Genomic DNA, 15149 nt, shown 5'->3' on the forward strand with positions numbered 1-15149 from the left:
GGGGCGTTCGCCAGCGTTACAGGTGATAGAAATCCAGCACCGAGTTGATGGTGTCGTTGAGCAACAACGCGTGCTTGCGGGTGATCAGCCAACTGTCGCCATGGGGCTTGAGGCGATAGGTCGCGTGGCCGTAGAACTGCTCCGACGTGGCCAGGCGATAGAACAGCGTGTGCCAGTTCAAGCGCACCTCCAGCGTGCCGTCCGCCTGCTCGGCGATACGCACGTTGTGGATCAGGTGCAAGGTGCGCGGCATGGGCGTGGCCGACGCCGCCTTGCCGGTGCGCAGGCGGAACACGCGGTCTTCCAGGCCCGAGCGGTTGGCGTAATAGATCAGCGACATTTCGCGCTTGGGGTCGCGGGTGTAGACGTGTTCGGAGTCCCATTGCGGCAGGTGGAATTCGCTCTGCGGGTCGAACAGCTGCACGTAGGCGTCCCAGTCCTGGGCGTCGCACAGCTCGGATTTGCGATAGAAAAATTGCTCGATCCGGTACTGCAATGGCGCATTCATCATTCCACCTCCCGCAGCTTCAGCGCGCGTTGGTCGAGGCCGTTGAGCAGGAACTGCTGCCAGTTGCGGTGCTGGTTGACGTACAAGCCTTCGTGGGTGAATTCGGTGCCGGTCATGGCGGGCTGGATGCCGAGGGCTTCGCTGTTCGGCGTTGGCCCGGTGGCCCAGCGGTGGCTGCCGCGTGAGATATCGCTCCAGCGCTCCAGGCGGCCCTGGAAACCGCGCTGGGCCTCGCGAAACTCCACCAGATCGTCCGGCGTGCCCATGCCCGAGACGTTGAAGAAGTCCTCGAACTGGCGGATGCGGTTTTCCCGGTCGGCGTCGGACTCGTGCTTCACCCCCAGGCACTGGCTGATGATCTCGGTCTTGTTCCACGCCAACGGGCGGATGATGCGCAACTGCGAGCTGATCTGGTCGAGGAAGAACAGGCTCGGGTAGATGTTCAGGTTGCGCAGGCGATGCATCATCCACTCGGCTTTTGGCTGGCCGTGTTCTGCCACCAGGCGCGGCATGATGGTGGCGTAGCCGGAGCGTACCGTGGGGTTGGGCATGTCGCTGAACAACAGGCTGTGGCCATTGTTGAAGGCGAACCAGCCGTCGTCGGTATTCGCGTCGCCGGCGCCGAGTTTGCTGTAGTCCAGCGTCGTGCCGGCCGCGGTGCCGTTCGCGGTATTGACCTGCTGGCGGTGCTGCACCGTGGCCACATAGTTGTAGTGGACGGTGCTGACGTGATAACCGTCCAGGCCGTTTTCGTTCTGCAGCTTCCAGTTGCCGTCGTAGGTGTAGGCGGACTTGCCCGGCAGCACCTCCAGCTCACCGGTGGCGGACTGGGCGACCATCATGTCGAAAAACACTTTGGCGTCGCCGAGGAAGTCTTCCAGGCTGTCGGTGCCGTTCACGTCCAGGCTGATAAACACAAAGCCTTTGTAGCTGTCGATGCGCGCCTTTTTCAGGCCGCGCGTGGCCTTGTCGAAACCTTCCGGGTATTCCCCCGGCGCCTTGACCTTCACCAGCCGGCCGTCGCTCTTGTAGCACCAGGCGTGGAACGGGCAGGTGAAGGTCGACTGGTTGCCCTTGCCGACGCGGGTGAGGGTGGTGCCGCGATGCTGGCAGGCGTTGACCAGCGCGTTGAGTTGGCCGTCGCCGTCGCGGGTGATGATCATCGGCTGGCGCCCGGCGCGCATCGTCACGAAATCGTGGTTATTCGCCAGTTCGCTTTCGTGGCAGGCGTAGATCCAGTTCTTCTCGAAGATCAGTTCCATCTCCAGGTCGAACAGTTGCGGCTCGGTGAACATGTCGCGGGCGATGCGGAACACTTCATCGGCGGGGCGGAAATCCAGGCAGCTGTCGATGAAGCTTTTCCATTGCTCGACGCTTCTTGCACCACTCATGGGACGCACCTTTTGATAATGGCTGAACGGGTCAGCCATTAAGCGACTGCGCCGAGACGGCGGGCTATCCGCTTAATGGGCGAAGGCGGGCCGGATAGTTGGGCATGAAATACCCACGCCGGTGCAGGGCGGTGACGCAATGCGCTACTGTCATGCAGGGCGGTGCGCGCAGAAGTCGGTGGTTTATCCACATAGTCGAGCGTTGTTATCCACCCAGCAGCGAGACTGCCGCCGTGGCGCAGAACTTGCTGTCGATCTGTCACGACGCGCCGCCAGAGCGCGCAACCGCCTAACCGCCGTGGGTGCAGCCTGATGAGTAGCCATACACGCGATATCCGTATCGAACGCTTCGACCTGGAGGGCGCCCGCAGCTGGATGTCCGGCATCTGCGGGCCACACCGCCTGGCGACGGCCACGCCCGAGCGCCTGCGTTTCCATCACAGCGCCAACGTGTTCAAGTCCCGCGCCACCACCTTGGGCGTGATCGAATACGGCACCGACGTGACCATCGACATCGAGGACGCCGAACACTTCAGCAGCTACAGCCTGAGCCTGCCTCTGGTAGGCGAGCAGGAGTTGAGCAAGAACGGCGAGCGCCTGAGTTCCAACCGCGATCAAGGCGTGATCATCTCGCCCAATGAGCACCAGGTGCTGGCGATTTCCGGCGATTGCCGCAAGTTGCAGGTGGTGATTACGCGGGCGGCGATGAGCGAGTCGCTGGAAGGCTTGCTGCAACGGCCGATCGAGGCGCCGCTGCGTTTCGAACCGGTGATGGACGCGGTGGACGGCGCCCCGGCCTCGTGGTGGCGCATGGCGCGTTACTTTATCGCAGAGCTTGCGCGCAGCAGCGAGTTGTACGAGCAGGCGGCGTTTACCCGCGACCTGGAAAGCTCGTTGATCAAGGGCCTGATCCTTGCCCAGCCGAATAATTATTCAGAGGAATTGCGCGACGTGCTTGGCGTGAAGCTGCCGCACTACTTGATCCGCGCCCGCCAGCACATTCACGACAACGCCCGCGAAGCGGTGCATCTGGAAGACCTGGAAGCCGCCGCCGGGGTCTCGCGGTTCAAGCTGTTCGATGCGTTTCGCAAATACTTCGCGCTGTCGCCGATGGCTTACCTGAAAAAGTATCGGCTGGGGGCGGTGCGCCAGGAGATCCTCGAACACGGCTCCACCCGCACCATCTCCGAGATTGCCCTGGGCTGGGGCTTCACCCACCTGGGGCGGTTCTCGGCGGAGTACAGAAAGCTGTTCGATGAGTCGCCGAGCCAAACTTTGCAGCGCAAGCGCCTGCGCACTGTCTAAAAAACACCGCAGATCAAATGTAGGAGGGGGCTTGCCCCCGATGGCGGTGTGTCAGTCAGTAGATGTGTGGGCTGTCACACCGCCATCGGGGGCAAGCCCCCTCCCACATTAGATTTGCAGTGCCTGGGAGATTTCAGATCAGTTCTTCAACCAACTGCAAACAATGATTCAGCCCCGGCGACTGATCATTCACCCGCCGGCTGAGAATAATCGGCGAGGTCGCGGTGGCTTCCACCACCGGCGTGTAGCCGATGTCCGCGCGATGCAGCACCTGCACCGACGCCGGCACCAGCGTCACGCCCATGCCCGCGCCGACCAGGCCGATGGCGGTCTGCAACTCGTTGGTCCACTGCGCCACCTTGAGGCTCAAACCGTGGGCGTCGAACAGCGCGATCACATGGTCGGCATAACTGGGCCGCGGGTTGCCGGGGTACAGCACAAACGGCTCGGCGGCCAATTGGGCGAGGGTGGCGGGCGCGCCCAGCAAGGCGTGGCCGGCGGGCAACACCGCAACCAGGCGGTCCTCGACCAGCACCCGCTGGACGATGGCCGGGTCATCGATGCGAATCCGCCCGAAGCCCACGTCGATCCGCCCGGCCTTGAGCGCTTCGACCTGCTGCAAGGTGGTCATTTCCGACAGCCCCAGTTCCAGTTCCAGCGCGTCGTGGTTGCGCAGCCGCCGAATCAGCTCGGGCAGCACGCCATACAAGGTCGACGGCGCAAAGCCGATGCCCAGCCAGGTCTTCTCGCCCTGGCCGATACGCCGGGTGGTGTCGCAGACCTTGCCCAACTGCTCCAGCAGCACAGTGGCGTGTTCATAGAAAAACCGCCCGGCCTCGGTCAGCCGCAGCGGTCGGCCGCGCTCGAGCAGTATCACGCCCAATTCATCCTCCAATTGCTGGATCTGCCGGCTCAACGGCGGCTGGGCGATGTGCAGGCGTTCGGCGGCGCGGGTGAAGTTGAGGGTTTCGCCCAGCACCTGGAAATAGCGCAGATGTCGCAGTTCCATGACAGCTCCTTTGATACCTTAAAGGTATTGTGCGAGACCAATTCTATATTGGAAGCCACGAAAAATGCGGCACAGAATCGGCTCAAATCTATAAAGAACCCAACGGGTATAGCCATGCCGATTTGTGCCATCGAGTCGATCGAAACCATCATCGTCGACCTCCCCACTATCCGCCCGCACAAGCTGGCGATGCACACGATGCAGAACCAGACCCTGGTGATCGTCCGCCTGCGTTGCGCCGACGGCATCGAAGGCCTCGGCGAAGCCACCACCATCGGCGGCCTGAGCTACGGCAACGAAAGCCCCGACAGCATCAAGATCAACATCGACCGCCACTTCGCCCCGCTGCTGATCGGCCAGGACGCGAACAACATCAATGCCGCCATGTTGCGCCTGGCGCGCAGCATTCGCGGCAACACCTTCGCCAAGTCCGCCATCGAAAGCGCCTTGCTCGATGCGCTGGGCAAACGCCTGCACCTGCCGGTCAGCGAACTGCTCGGCGGCCGCGTGCGCGATGCGTTGCCGGTGGCCTGGACCCTGGCCAGCGGCAACACCGAGCAGGACATTGCCGAAGCCGAGAAGATGCTCGACCTGCGCCGTCACCGCGTCTTCAAATTGAAGATCGGCGCCGGGGAGGTCAGTGCCGACCTGGCCCATGTGATCGCGATCAAAAAAGCCTTGGGCGAGCGCGCCAGCGTGCGCGTCGATGTCAACCAGGCCTGGGATGAAGCCGTTGCCCTGCGCGCCTGCAAGGTGCTCGGCGACAACGCTATCGACCTGATCGAACAGCCGATCTCGCGCAACAACCGCGGCGGCATGGCCCGGCTTCAGCTGTCGAGCCCGGTGCCGATCATGGCCGACGAATCCATCGAATGTGTCGAGGACGCCTTCAACCTGGCCCGCGAAGGCGCGGCGTCGGTGTTCGCCCTCAAGATCGCCAAGAACGGTGGCCCGCGCGCGGTGTTGCGCACGGCTGCGATTGCCGAAGCGGCCGGGATCGGCCTGTACGGCGGCACCATGCTCGAAGGCGGCCTCGGCACCCTGGCCTCGGCCCATGCGTTTCTCACCCTGGACACACTGACGTGGGGCACCGAGCTGTTCGGCCCGCTGCTGCTCACCGAAGACATCCTCACCGAGCCGCTGGTGTACCGCGATTTCCAGCTGCATGTCAGCACCGCACCGGGCCTGGGCCTGGCCATCGATGAAGAGCGCCTGGCGTTCTTCCGTCGTGACAACCACTAAGAGGCGCCTGCCATGTTGTTCCACGTAAAAATGAGCGTACACCTGCCCGTCGACATGAACCCCGAACGTGCCGCCAGCCTCAAGGCCGACGAAAAAGCCCTGGCGCAGCGCCTGCAGCAAGAGGGCAAATGGCGCCATCTGTGGCGCATCGCCGGGCTTTACGCCAACTACAGCGTGTTCGATGTCGACAGCGTGCAGGAACTGCACGACCTGCTGATGCAACTGCCGCTTTATCCCTACATGGCCATCGAAGTGAATGCGCTGTGCCGGCACCCGTCGTCGATCCACGCGGACGACCGCTGAGCCTGTTTTATCCCCAATAATTACAAGATGAGGATTGCACCATGTCCATCCGACTGTCCCAGACTGCCCATGCCCAACAGTTTCTCGAAGAAGCCAGCGGCCACCGCAGCGAAAGCGGCAACCCGCGCACCAAGACGCTGATCTACCGGATCCTGCGGGACACGGTGAACATCATCGAAGACCTGGAAGTCACCCCCGAAGAGTTCTGGGCGGCGGTCAACTACCTCAACGAATTGGGTCAACACCAGGAAGCCGGTTTGCTCGCCGCCGGGCTCGGCCTGGAGCATTACCTGGACCTGTTGATGGACGCCGCCGACGAAGAGGCCGGCAAAACCGGCGGCACCCCGCGCACCATCGAAGGCCCGCTGTATGTGGCGGGGGCGCCGCTGTCGAAATACGAAGCGCGCCTGGACGACGGCCAGGACCCGGGCGTGCCGCTGTTCATGCGCGGCCAGGTACGGGACACGCAGGGCAAGCCGTTGGCCGGGGCGATTGTCGATGTGTGGCAGGCCAATACAGGCGGCACTTACTCCTGGTTCGACACCGCGCAGTCGGAATTCAACCTGCGCCGCCGCATCGAGACCGATGCCCAGGGCAACTTCCGTTTTCGCAGCATCGTGCCGTCGGGTTATGGCTGCCCGCCGACCGGGCCGACCCAGCAGTTGCTCAATCAGTTGGGACGCCACGGGCAGCGGCCGGCGCATATTCACTTCTTCATCTCGGCGCCGGGGCATCGGCACCTGACCACGCAGATCAACCTGTCGGACGACCCGTACCTGCACGATGATTTTGCCTACGCGACACGGGATGAATTGATTGCCGAAATTCGCTTCAGCGACGATCAGCACCTGGCGCGGGAACTGGGTGTGGAAGGGCGCTTTGCGCAGATCGATTTTGACTTCGAGGTGCAGCTTGCCGATGCGCCGCTGGAGCAAAAGCGCATGCAGCGGGTTCGTGCATTGGAAGATTGATCAACGCGGTCAAAAAATGTGGGAGGGAGCTTGCTCCCGATAGCGGCGGATCAGTAAACATTTAAGTGACTGACACACTGCTATCGGGGGCAAGCCACCCTCCCACGTTGTTTTGCGGTGTGGCTGACTATTTGCGCAACACCAGGTCCAACACTTCATCGCGATCCTTGATCTTCTGCAACACGATCTCCGAGCGGATATCCATCACCCCCGCCGTGCGGTTCAGGTGGTTCACGATAAAGTCCGAAAAGTGCTTGAGGTTGCGCGCCTGCACCCGCAGCACGTAGTTGCTGGCGCCGGTGATCACGTAGGCGCTGGCCACTTCCGGCCAGCCTTGCACCTTCTGGATAAACGTCTCGTGCCAGTCCTCCACGTCCTGGCGCACCGACAGGTGGACGATGGCCTCGAGTTCGATCCCCAACCGCTCGGCATTCAACACCGCCCGATAGCCGCTGATGATGCCTTCGCTTTCCAACAGGCGCAGACGGCGCAGGCAGGCGGAGGGCGACAGCGCGACTTTTTCTGCGAGTTCCTGGTTGCTGATACGGCCGTCCTGTTGCAGGAAATGCAGGAGGCGCAGGTCGGTGGCGTCGAGAATCATGCTTAGAATAAATCCGCGTGTTTTCGGTTGAACTTCGAATTTCCTACAGCTTAATTAGCCTGTTGCCCACAACTTTGCACGAAAATTCTCTAAAACTTCGCTCATTATTTACGGCATCTTCACTTATAAAAACCAGGACAGCCCATGATCACTCGAAGCCATTGCCAAGCCCTTGACGACCAGGACCGGTTGGCGCCGCTGCGCCACCAGTTCGCCTTGCCGCAGGGGGTGATCTACCTCGACGGCAACTCCCTCGGCGCACGTCCGGTGGCCGCGCTTGCGCGGGCGCAGCAGGTGATCGCCGAGGAGTGGGGCAATGGCTTGATTCGCAGCTGGAACAGCGCGGGTTGGGCGGACTTGTCCCAGCGCCTGGGCAATCGCCTGGCGCCGTTGATCGGCGCGGGGGAGGGCGAAGTGGTGATCACCGATACCACTTCCATCAACCTGTTCAAGGTGCTCAGCGCCGCCTTGAGCGTGCAGCGCCAACGCGCGCCGCAGCGCAAGGTGATCGTCAGCGAAGCGAGCAACTTCCCCACCGACCTGTACATCGCCGAAGGCCTCGCCGAACTGCTGCAACAGGGCTATTCGCTGCGCCTGGTCAACAGCCCGGACGAACTGCCCCAGGCCATCGACCCGGACGTGGCGGTGGTGATGCTCACCCACGTCAACTACAAGACCGGCTACATGTACGACATGCACGCGCTCACCACGTTGAGCCACGAGTGCGGCGCGCTGAGCCTCTGGGACCTGGCGCATTCGGCAGGTGCGGTGCCCATCGACCTGCATCGGGCCGGCGCCGATTATGCGATCGGTTGCACCTACAAATACCTCAATGGCGGCCCTGGCTCCCAGGCGTTCGTGTGGGTCAACCCGGCGCTGGTGGACGTGGTGCGCCAGCCGTTGTCGGGCTGGTTCGGGCATACCCGGCAGTTCGCCATGGAGACGCGTTATGCACCGAGTGCCGGCATCGCCCGTTACCTGTGCGGCACCCAGCCGATCACCTCGCTGGCTATGGTGGAATGTGGCCTGGAGATTTTCGAACAGACCGACATGGCCAGCCTGCGCAGTAAATCCCTGGCCTTGACCGACCTGTTTATCGCATTGGTCGAAGCCCGCTGCGCCGCCCATGGCCTGGTGTTGATCACCCCGCGTGAACACGCCAGACGCGGCAGCCATGTGAGCTTCGAACACCCTGAAGGTTATGCAGTGATCCAGGCACTGATTGCCCGTGGAGTGATTGGCGACTATCGCGAGCCGCGCATCATGCGCTTTGGTTTTACGCCGCTGTACACCTGCTTTACCGAAGTGTGGGACGCCGTGGAAATCCTCGGTGAGATCCTCGACAACCGCACCTGGGACCAGGCGCAATTCAAAGTCCGTAACAGCGTCACTTGAATAAACACAGACAACAATGGGGGGAGGGAGCTTGCTCCCGATAGCGCTGTATCAGCGTGTGAATCCGGCGACCGACACACCGCCATCGGGGGCTTGCCCCCGATGGCGGCGGATCAGTCACCTAGGTATCGACTGAAAGACTGCTATATGGGGTCTGCGGTGTTCATCCATTGAGTGCCTGACGCAGGCTCAATGTGGGAGGGGGCTTGCCCCCGATGGCGGCGGCTGAGTGTCTGACGCAGGCTCAATGTGGGAGGGGGCTTGCCCCCGATGGCGGCGGATCAGTCACCTAGGTATCGACTGAAAGACTGCTATCACCAGCAAGCCCCCTCCCACAGGGGATCTGCGGCAACAGACAAATCGTGCAATCACAACAATAAGGGGCACACCACGTGACCACGCCAAACGACGGCTTTGCAGAAATCACCCACCGCGAACTGGGCCTGAGGCGCCAGCTCACTTCCGGCCAGATGAGCATGATCGCCATCGGTGGCGCCATCGGCACCGGGCTGTTCATGGGCAGCGCCTATGCCATCGGCTATGCCGGGCCCAGCGTGCTGCTGAGTTACGCCATCGGAGCGTTGATCACCTTGCTGCTGATGGGCTGCCTGGCGGAGATGACGGTGGCCCATTCCACCTCCGGCTCCTTCGGGGCCTACGCCGAGTTCTACATCAGCCCGCTGGCCGGGTTCCTGGTGCGCTACGCCTATTGGGCGGCGATTGTGCTGGCGGTGGGCGCCGAGGTCACGGCGGTGGCGATGTACATGAAGTACTGGTTCGCCAACGTGCCGGAGTGGGTGTGGATCGTGTCGTTCTCCAGCGTGCTGATCCTGCTCAATGCCATCAGCGTGAAAACCTTCGGCAACTTCGAATACTGGTTTTCGACGATCAAGATCAGCGCCATCGTCGGTTTCATCCTCCTCGCGGTGTACGTGGTGTTCGGCTCCGGTAACCCGCAGTACGGGGTGCAGAACTACACGGCCCACGACGGCTTTTTCCCGCATGGCTTGAGCGGTATGTGGATCGCAGTGATCGTCTCGATCTTCAGCTACTTGAGCGTAGAGATGATCGCCGTCGCCGCCGGTGAAGCGGCCGACCCGGAGCAGGCGGTGAAGAAAGCCTTTCGCGCGACCATCGTGCGCCTGGTGGTGTTTTACCTGCTGACCCTGGCGCTGATGCTGGCCATCGTGCCGTGGAACCAGGCCGGGCAGACGCAGAGCCCGTTCGTCACGGTGATGCAGACCCTCGGCATTCCCGGCGCCACCGGGGTGATGAATTTCGTGATCCTGATCGCGGCGCTGTCAGCGATGAACAGCCAGCTCTACATCACCACGCGCATGATGTTCAGCCTGTCCCGCGCCGGCTTTGCGCCCACGTCCATGGGCGCGTTGAGCAAGAGCGGCATCCCGCTGAACGCCTTGTTGCTGTCCAGCTCGGGCATCGGCCTGGCGACCTTGCTTAACGTGGTCTACCCGGAAAGCTCGTTCACGCTGATGATGGCGATCTCGATGTTCGGCGCGATCTTCACCTGGTTCATGATCTTCCTGACGCACCTGTTCTTCCGCCGTTATCGCAAGCGTCATGGCGGGGCGAAGTTGTCGTTCCAGCTGCGCCTGTTTCCCTACAGCACGCTGCTGGGCCTGGTGCTGATGGGCGCGGTGATGATCACCACGTATTTCACCGACGCGTTCAAGATGACCTTGGTGTTCGGCGTGCCGTTCCTGCTGATTCTGTCGGCGGTGTATTACGGATTTTTCCGCAAGGGCAGGGCCAAGGCGTCGAGCAAGGCCCTGGCATAACCCGGCAGGTGTTCGAACGAGCGCGCGCATAACAGCAGCGTTCGACAGGCCCAAGCTTCTCGCAACGGCTGGGGCTTGACGCGCTGCGCCCACGGCCAGCGCGCCAGCGCCGCCTGGGGCACGATCCCCAGGCCCGCACCGCGTGCGACCATGCGCAGCACGCCGTCAAAACCCTCGGCGCGGATCCGCGTGTGCAAGCGAAACCCCGCGTGCAACGCCTGTTCTTCCAGGTACACCGCCAGCGCGCTGTGGGCGGCCAGGCCCACATAGTCGTAATGCAGGCTGTCGATAAAACTCACCGTACTTGCCGCCAACGGATGCTCCAGCGGCATGACCAGCACCAGCGGATCGTCGCGAAACGCCAGGGTCTGCAAGCCGTGGGTGTCCACCGCGTCGGAGATGATCCCGAGGTCTGCGGTGCCCTGGCGCAAGGCCTGGGTGATGCGCAGGCTGGGCAGTTCCTGCAGGTCGATGTCCAGGTTGGGGTGGTCGCGCAGGAAATCCGCCAGCAGTTCCGGCAGGTATTCGCTGAGGGCGGTGGTGTTGCACAGCAGGCGCACCTGGCCTTTGACGCCGTTGGCGTATTCCGCCAGGTCCTGTTGCAGGTGCTCGGCCTGTTGCAGCAACAGCCGGGCATGACGCGCCAAGGCCTGGCCCGCAGCCGTCGGCGTGACGCCACGACGGCCGCGTTCAAGGCATTCAACCCCGAGCGCAGCTTCCATCGCGCGGATGCGCGCGCTGGCGGCGGCCAGGGACAAGTGGCTGCGGCTGGCGCCGGCGGTGATGTTGCCGGCATCGAGGACGTGCAGGTAGAGGCGCAGGTCGATCAGGTCAAAGTGCATGGCTGGAAGATTTCCTTTCGCTGGACTGGCGCTATCGCGAGCAAGCCCGCTCCCACACTTGGAATGCATTTCAACAGTGGGAGGGGGCTTGCCCGCGATGGCGGCATCAGCCTCATGCAAAACAAGAGGCTGCCTCAGTATATGGTGAATTTTCGCGCCCAGCGAAAAGCCCCACACTCGGCCGATGACAACCTTCCTCGCGTTCTACCAAAACCTCGGCCCCGCCCTGACCCTGCTGGTGATCGGCACCTTCCTGCTGGCCGGCACCGTCAAAGGTGTGATCGGCCTGGGCCTGCCCACCGTCGCCATGGGCTTGCTCGGCCTGGCTATGTTGCCGGCGCAGGCTGCGGCGTTGCTGATCATCCCTTCGACGGTGACCAACCTTTGGCAACTGGCCTTCGGCGGCCACTTGAGCGTGTTGCTCAAGCGCTTGTGGCCGCTGTTGCTGTTGATTGTCCTCGGCACCGGGTTGGGCACGCTGTGGCTGGGAATGGGCAGTGGCGCCGGGGTGGTGCGCGCATTGGGCGCGGCCTTGCTGGTGTATGCGTTGAGTGGGCTGTTCCTGCCCGCATTCAAGGTGACGCCCGCGACCGAGCGTTGGTTGGCGCCGGTGTGTGGGCTGGTCACCGGCCTGATCACCGCGGCCACCGGCGTCTTCGTGATTCCGGCGGTGCCGTATCTGCAAGCGCTGGGGTTGAATCGCGATCAGTTGGTGCAGGCGTTGGGGCTGTCGTTCAGCGTGTCGACACTGGCGCTGGCGGCCGGGTTGGCCTGGCGCGGCAGCCTCGGCGGCGGCGAGATCAATGCCTCGTTGTTGGCGCTGGCGCCGGCCTTGTTGGGCATGTGGCTGGGGCAGGCGTTGCGCCAACGGATCAGTGCCGTGTTGTTCAAGCGGGTGTTTTTTATCGGCATGGCGCTGTTGGGCGCGCATCTGTTGATCAGTGGATAAAGGCAATAATAGAGTTTGATTCGTGATTTTCAGTCAAATGTATTTTGCCGCGCCAAGGCTTATTCCGCGCAAGGCACATCGATACCCTGCCTTCAGACATTTTTAATCTCAAGGCGCTCCCCCATGAAAAAAGTCCTGCTGCTCAACGGCGGTAAAAAATTCGCCCACTCCGACGGTCGCTACAACAGCACCCTGCATGACGCCGCCGTGGCTGTGCTCGACCGTGGCGGTATCGACGTCAAGGTCACGCATATCGATGAAGGCTACGACGTCGCCGAAGAAGTCGCCAAATTCCTCTGGGCCGACGTGATCATCTACCAGATGCCCGGCTGGTGGATGGGCGCGCCGTGGATCGTGAAGAAGTACATCGACGAAGTCTTCACCGAAGGCCACGGCAGCCTCTACGCCAGCGATGGCCGTACCCGTTCCGACGCCTCGCAGAAATACGGCAGCGGCGGCCTGATCCACGGCAAGCAATACATGTTGTCGCTGACCTGGAACGCCCCGCAGCAAGCCTTCGACGACCCGAGCGATTTCTTTGAGGGCAAAGGTGTGGACGCGGTGTACTTCGCGTTTCACAAGGCCAATGAGTTCCTCGGCATGACGGCCTTGCCGACGTTCCTCTGCGTGGACGTCATGAAGCGCCCGGCCATCGACGCCGACGTGGCGCGCTACGAGCAGCATCTGGCGCAGGTGTTCGACCTCTCGGTGTAAGCTGCGCTGAACCGAGAAAGAGGACAGCCTGTGAAAGCCCGATCCGATGAGCTACAGATCTTCGTCAACGTGATTGAGTGCGGCTCGATTTCGGCAGCGGCGGAGCAGGTCGGGCAGACGCCGTCGGCGGTCAGCCGCACCTTGTCGCGCCTGGAAGCCAAGCTCGACACCACGCTGATCAACCGCACCACGCGGCGCATGGACCTGACCGAGGAGGGCAAGTACTTCTTCGAACAGGCCAAGGTGATCCTGGCGCAGATGGATGATCTGGAGGAACGCTTGTCGTCGCGCCAGAAGAAACCGGCGGGGCGCTTGCGCATCAACGCCGCCGTGCCGTTCATGCTGCATGGGATCGTGCCGTACATCGCCGAATTTCGCGGGCTGTACCCAGAGATCCAGCTGGAGTTGAACAGTGATGACTTGATCATCGACCTGTTGGAGCAGAGCACCGACATTGCGATTCGCATCGGCGCGCTGGCCGATTCCACCCTGCATGCGCGGTCCCTGGGCTGCACCCCGCTGCATATCCTCGCCAGCCCCGCTTACCTCAAGCAGTACGGCACGCCGACGACGGTCGCCGAGTTGGCCGAGCACACCTTGCTCGGCTTCACCCAGACCGAGACGCTCAACCACTGGCCGTTGCGCCACGTGGCGGGTGACCGCTGGCTGATCGAGCCCGGCATTGCCGCGTCCAGCGGTGAAACCGTGCGCCAACTGGCGCTCGAAGGGCAGGGCATTGGCTGCCTGTCGAACTTCATGACCAGCGACGACATCGACGCCGGGCGCCTGGTGCCGCTGCTGGAGGCCTTCAACAGCGGTTATCGCCAGCCGATCCACGCGGTGTTTTACCGCAACTCGCAACTGGCCTTGCGCATCCAATGCTTCCTGGACTTCATCCAGGCCAAGCTGGCGCGGTACGCCTGCTGATTCGTGACCTGCGCGCAAGATTGAATTGGGCAACACGGTCTTATTCGCCAGGGATGGGGGCTTGATACTGGGCCCATCACTTACTCAGTCAGGAGAGACCTCCATGAACGTATTCGTTACCGGCGCCGCCGGATTTATCGGCGGCTCCATCGCCACCGGCCTGGTCAAGGCCGGCCACCATGTGACGGGCCTGGTGCGCAGCGCCGATCAAGCCGCCGAGATGACGGCCCTGGGCATCACCCCGGTCATCGGCACCCTGGATGACCGTGCGGTGTTGACCGAACAGGCCCGGCAGGCCGACGCGGTGATCAACGCCGCCAGCAGCGACCATCGCGCGGCGGTGGAAACGCTGTTGGCCGCCTTGAAAGGTTCGAACAAACCGTTCCTGCACACCAGCGGTTCGAGCATCGTCGGCGATGCATCGGGCGGCAAGGCCAGCGATGTCATCTACTTCGAAGACCACCTGCCGGAACCGACCGTCGACAAGGCCGCACGTGTCGCCATCGACAACCTGATCCTGGCAGCCGCCCAAGACGGGGTGAACTCGGCGGTGATCTGCAACACCCTGATCTACGGCCACAGCCTGGGCGTGAAGCGCGACAGCGTGCAACTGCCGCGCTTGCTCAAGCAGGCGCGCAAGAGCGGGGTGGTGCGTCATGTCGGTACGGGGCAGAACATCTGGTCCAATGTGCATATCGAGGACGTGGTCGCGCTCTATCTGCTGGCGCTGGAGAAGAATGTGCCGGGCACGTTCTACTTCGTGGAAAGCGGTGAAGCGGCGTTCATCGACATGACCACCGCCATCGCCGAAGCCCTGAACCTGGGCAAGCCGCAGGACTGGCCGTTGGCCGCCGCAGAAGCCGAATGGGGCTATGAAATGGCCAACTACGGCCTGGGTTCCAACAGCCGGGTGCGCGGCAAGCATGCCCGTGAATTGTTGGGGTGGGCGCCCAAGCGCACATCGGTGGTGGAGTGGATTCGCCGCGAAATGGTCTGATGTCGGCGTGAGACCGTGGTGCACCCTTCGCGGGCAAGCCCACTCCCACATTTGACGGTGTTCACACCTCGATAACGGGTGCACCGATCAAACCATGGGAGTGGGCTTGCCCGCGAACGGGGCATCCCGGTCAATCTGCCCTGACGCTTCACTGGCCCCACCGCCCGCATTTCCGTACCATTCCCCGCCTTATTCC

Annotated in this window: 15 protein-coding genes; 10 read left to right on the forward strand and 5 right to left on the reverse strand. The window is 62.6% G+C overall.

Features of this window, described 5'->3' with window-relative positions; all coding sequences use genetic code 11:
- Positions 1–16 precede the first annotated feature (16 nt).
- Entirely contained in the window at positions 17–508 is a 492-nt protein-coding gene (antB, locus tag NR164_RS13420) for an anthranilate 1,2-dioxygenase small subunit (protein ID WP_017849473.1), read from the reverse strand.
- Entirely contained in the window at positions 508–1899 is a 1392-nt protein-coding gene (antA, locus tag NR164_RS13425) for an anthranilate 1,2-dioxygenase large subunit (RefSeq protein WP_046382073.1), read from the reverse strand. Before antA ends, antB begins: the two co-directional genes overlap by 1 nt.
- A 312-nt stretch (positions 1900–2211) precedes the next feature.
- Here antA and NR164_RS13430 point away from each other — a divergent pair, with 312 nt between their 5' ends.
- Complete coding sequence (locus NR164_RS13430; protein WP_046382074.1) at positions 2212–3204, forward strand: helix-turn-helix domain-containing protein; 993 nt, start codon at positions 2212–2214, stop codon at positions 3202–3204.
- 133 nt (positions 3205–3337) lie between these two features.
- Here the strand turns inward: NR164_RS13430 and NR164_RS13435 are convergent, their stop codons facing one another.
- Positions 3338–4213: a LysR family transcriptional regulator gene (locus tag NR164_RS13435; RefSeq protein WP_017849470.1), complete on the reverse strand. Its 876-nt coding sequence runs from the start codon at positions 4211–4213 to the stop codon at positions 3338–3340.
- Between the two features lie 114 nt (positions 4214–4327).
- On the opposite strand from NR164_RS13435, the gene NR164_RS13440 reads away from it, so the two are divergent.
- From NR164_RS13440 to catA, 3 genes are read left to right on the forward strand one after another with little or no spacing between them, the layout of a single operon-like run.
- Positions 4328–5455, forward strand: coding sequence for a muconate cycloisomerase family protein (locus tag NR164_RS13440; RefSeq protein ID WP_256822850.1), 1128 nt, complete (start codon positions 4328–4330; stop codon positions 5453–5455).
- Positions 5456–5467: 12 nt separating this feature from the next.
- On the forward strand, positions 5468–5758 hold the full coding sequence (gene catC, locus NR164_RS13445; RefSeq protein ID WP_017849468.1) for a muconolactone Delta-isomerase: 291 nt from the start codon (positions 5468–5470) through the stop codon (positions 5756–5758).
- Positions 5759–5799: 41 nt separating this feature from the next.
- Positions 5800–6729, forward strand: coding sequence for a catechol 1,2-dioxygenase (gene catA, locus NR164_RS13450; protein WP_256822851.1), 930 nt, complete (start codon positions 5800–5802; stop codon positions 6727–6729).
- Positions 6730–6856: 127 nt separating this feature from the next.
- Here catA and NR164_RS13455 read toward each other — a convergent pair whose 3' ends face one another.
- Positions 6857–7330, reverse strand: a complete 474-nt coding sequence (locus NR164_RS13455) for an Lrp/AsnC family transcriptional regulator (protein ID WP_017849466.1) — start codon at positions 7328–7330, stop codon at positions 6857–6859.
- A 144-nt stretch (positions 7331–7474) separates the two neighbouring features.
- On the opposite strand from NR164_RS13455, the gene kynU reads away from it, so the two are divergent.
- Both kynU and NR164_RS13465 read left to right on the forward strand, forming a co-directional pair.
- Positions 7475–8725: a kynureninase gene (kynU, locus tag NR164_RS13460; RefSeq protein ID WP_017849465.1), complete on the forward strand. Its 1251-nt coding sequence runs from the start codon at positions 7475–7477 to the stop codon at positions 8723–8725.
- A gap of 392 nt (positions 8726–9117) precedes the next feature.
- Positions 9118–10524: an amino acid permease gene (locus tag NR164_RS13465; protein WP_046488211.1), complete on the forward strand. Its 1407-nt coding sequence runs from the start codon at positions 9118–9120 to the stop codon at positions 10522–10524.
- Here NR164_RS13465 and NR164_RS13470 read toward each other — a convergent pair.
- A complete protein-coding gene (locus tag NR164_RS13470; protein WP_256822852.1) occupies positions 10470–11366 on the reverse strand; it encodes a LysR substrate-binding domain-containing protein in 897 nt (298 codons plus the stop codon). The two genes, NR164_RS13465 and NR164_RS13470, sit on opposite strands and share 55 nt — an antisense overlap.
- A 184-nt stretch (positions 11367–11550) precedes the next feature.
- On the opposite strand from NR164_RS13470, the gene NR164_RS13475 reads away from it, so the two are divergent.
- The 4 genes from NR164_RS13475 to NR164_RS13490 all read left to right on the forward strand — a co-directional run bounded on the left by NR164_RS13475 (position 11551) and on the right by NR164_RS13490 (position 14953).
- The gene (locus NR164_RS13475) at positions 11551–12315 is read left to right on the forward strand and encodes a sulfite exporter TauE/SafE family protein (RefSeq protein WP_108524598.1); all 765 of its coding nucleotides are present in this window, start codon (positions 11551–11553) and stop codon (positions 12313–12315) included.
- 123 nt (positions 12316–12438) lie between these two features.
- Positions 12439–13029 (forward strand): NAD(P)H-dependent oxidoreductase, encoded by a 591-nt coding sequence (locus NR164_RS13480; RefSeq protein ID WP_046382082.1) that lies wholly within the window; start codon positions 12439–12441, stop codon positions 13027–13029.
- Between the two features lie 30 nt (positions 13030–13059).
- Complete coding sequence (locus tag NR164_RS13485; RefSeq protein ID WP_017847736.1) at positions 13060–13956, forward strand: LysR family transcriptional regulator; 897 nt, start codon at positions 13060–13062, stop codon at positions 13954–13956.
- Positions 13957–14059: 103 nt separating this feature from the next.
- On the forward strand, positions 14060–14953 hold the full coding sequence (locus NR164_RS13490; protein WP_046382083.1) for an NAD-dependent epimerase/dehydratase family protein: 894 nt from the start codon (positions 14060–14062) through the stop codon (positions 14951–14953).
- Positions 14954–15149: the final 196 nt, after the last annotated feature.

This window comes from Pseudomonas sp. Pse79 (assembly GCF_024519615.1).
In the GTDB taxonomy this organism is placed as follows: domain Bacteria; phylum Pseudomonadota; class Gammaproteobacteria; order Pseudomonadales; family Pseudomonadaceae; genus Aquipseudomonas; species Aquipseudomonas veronii.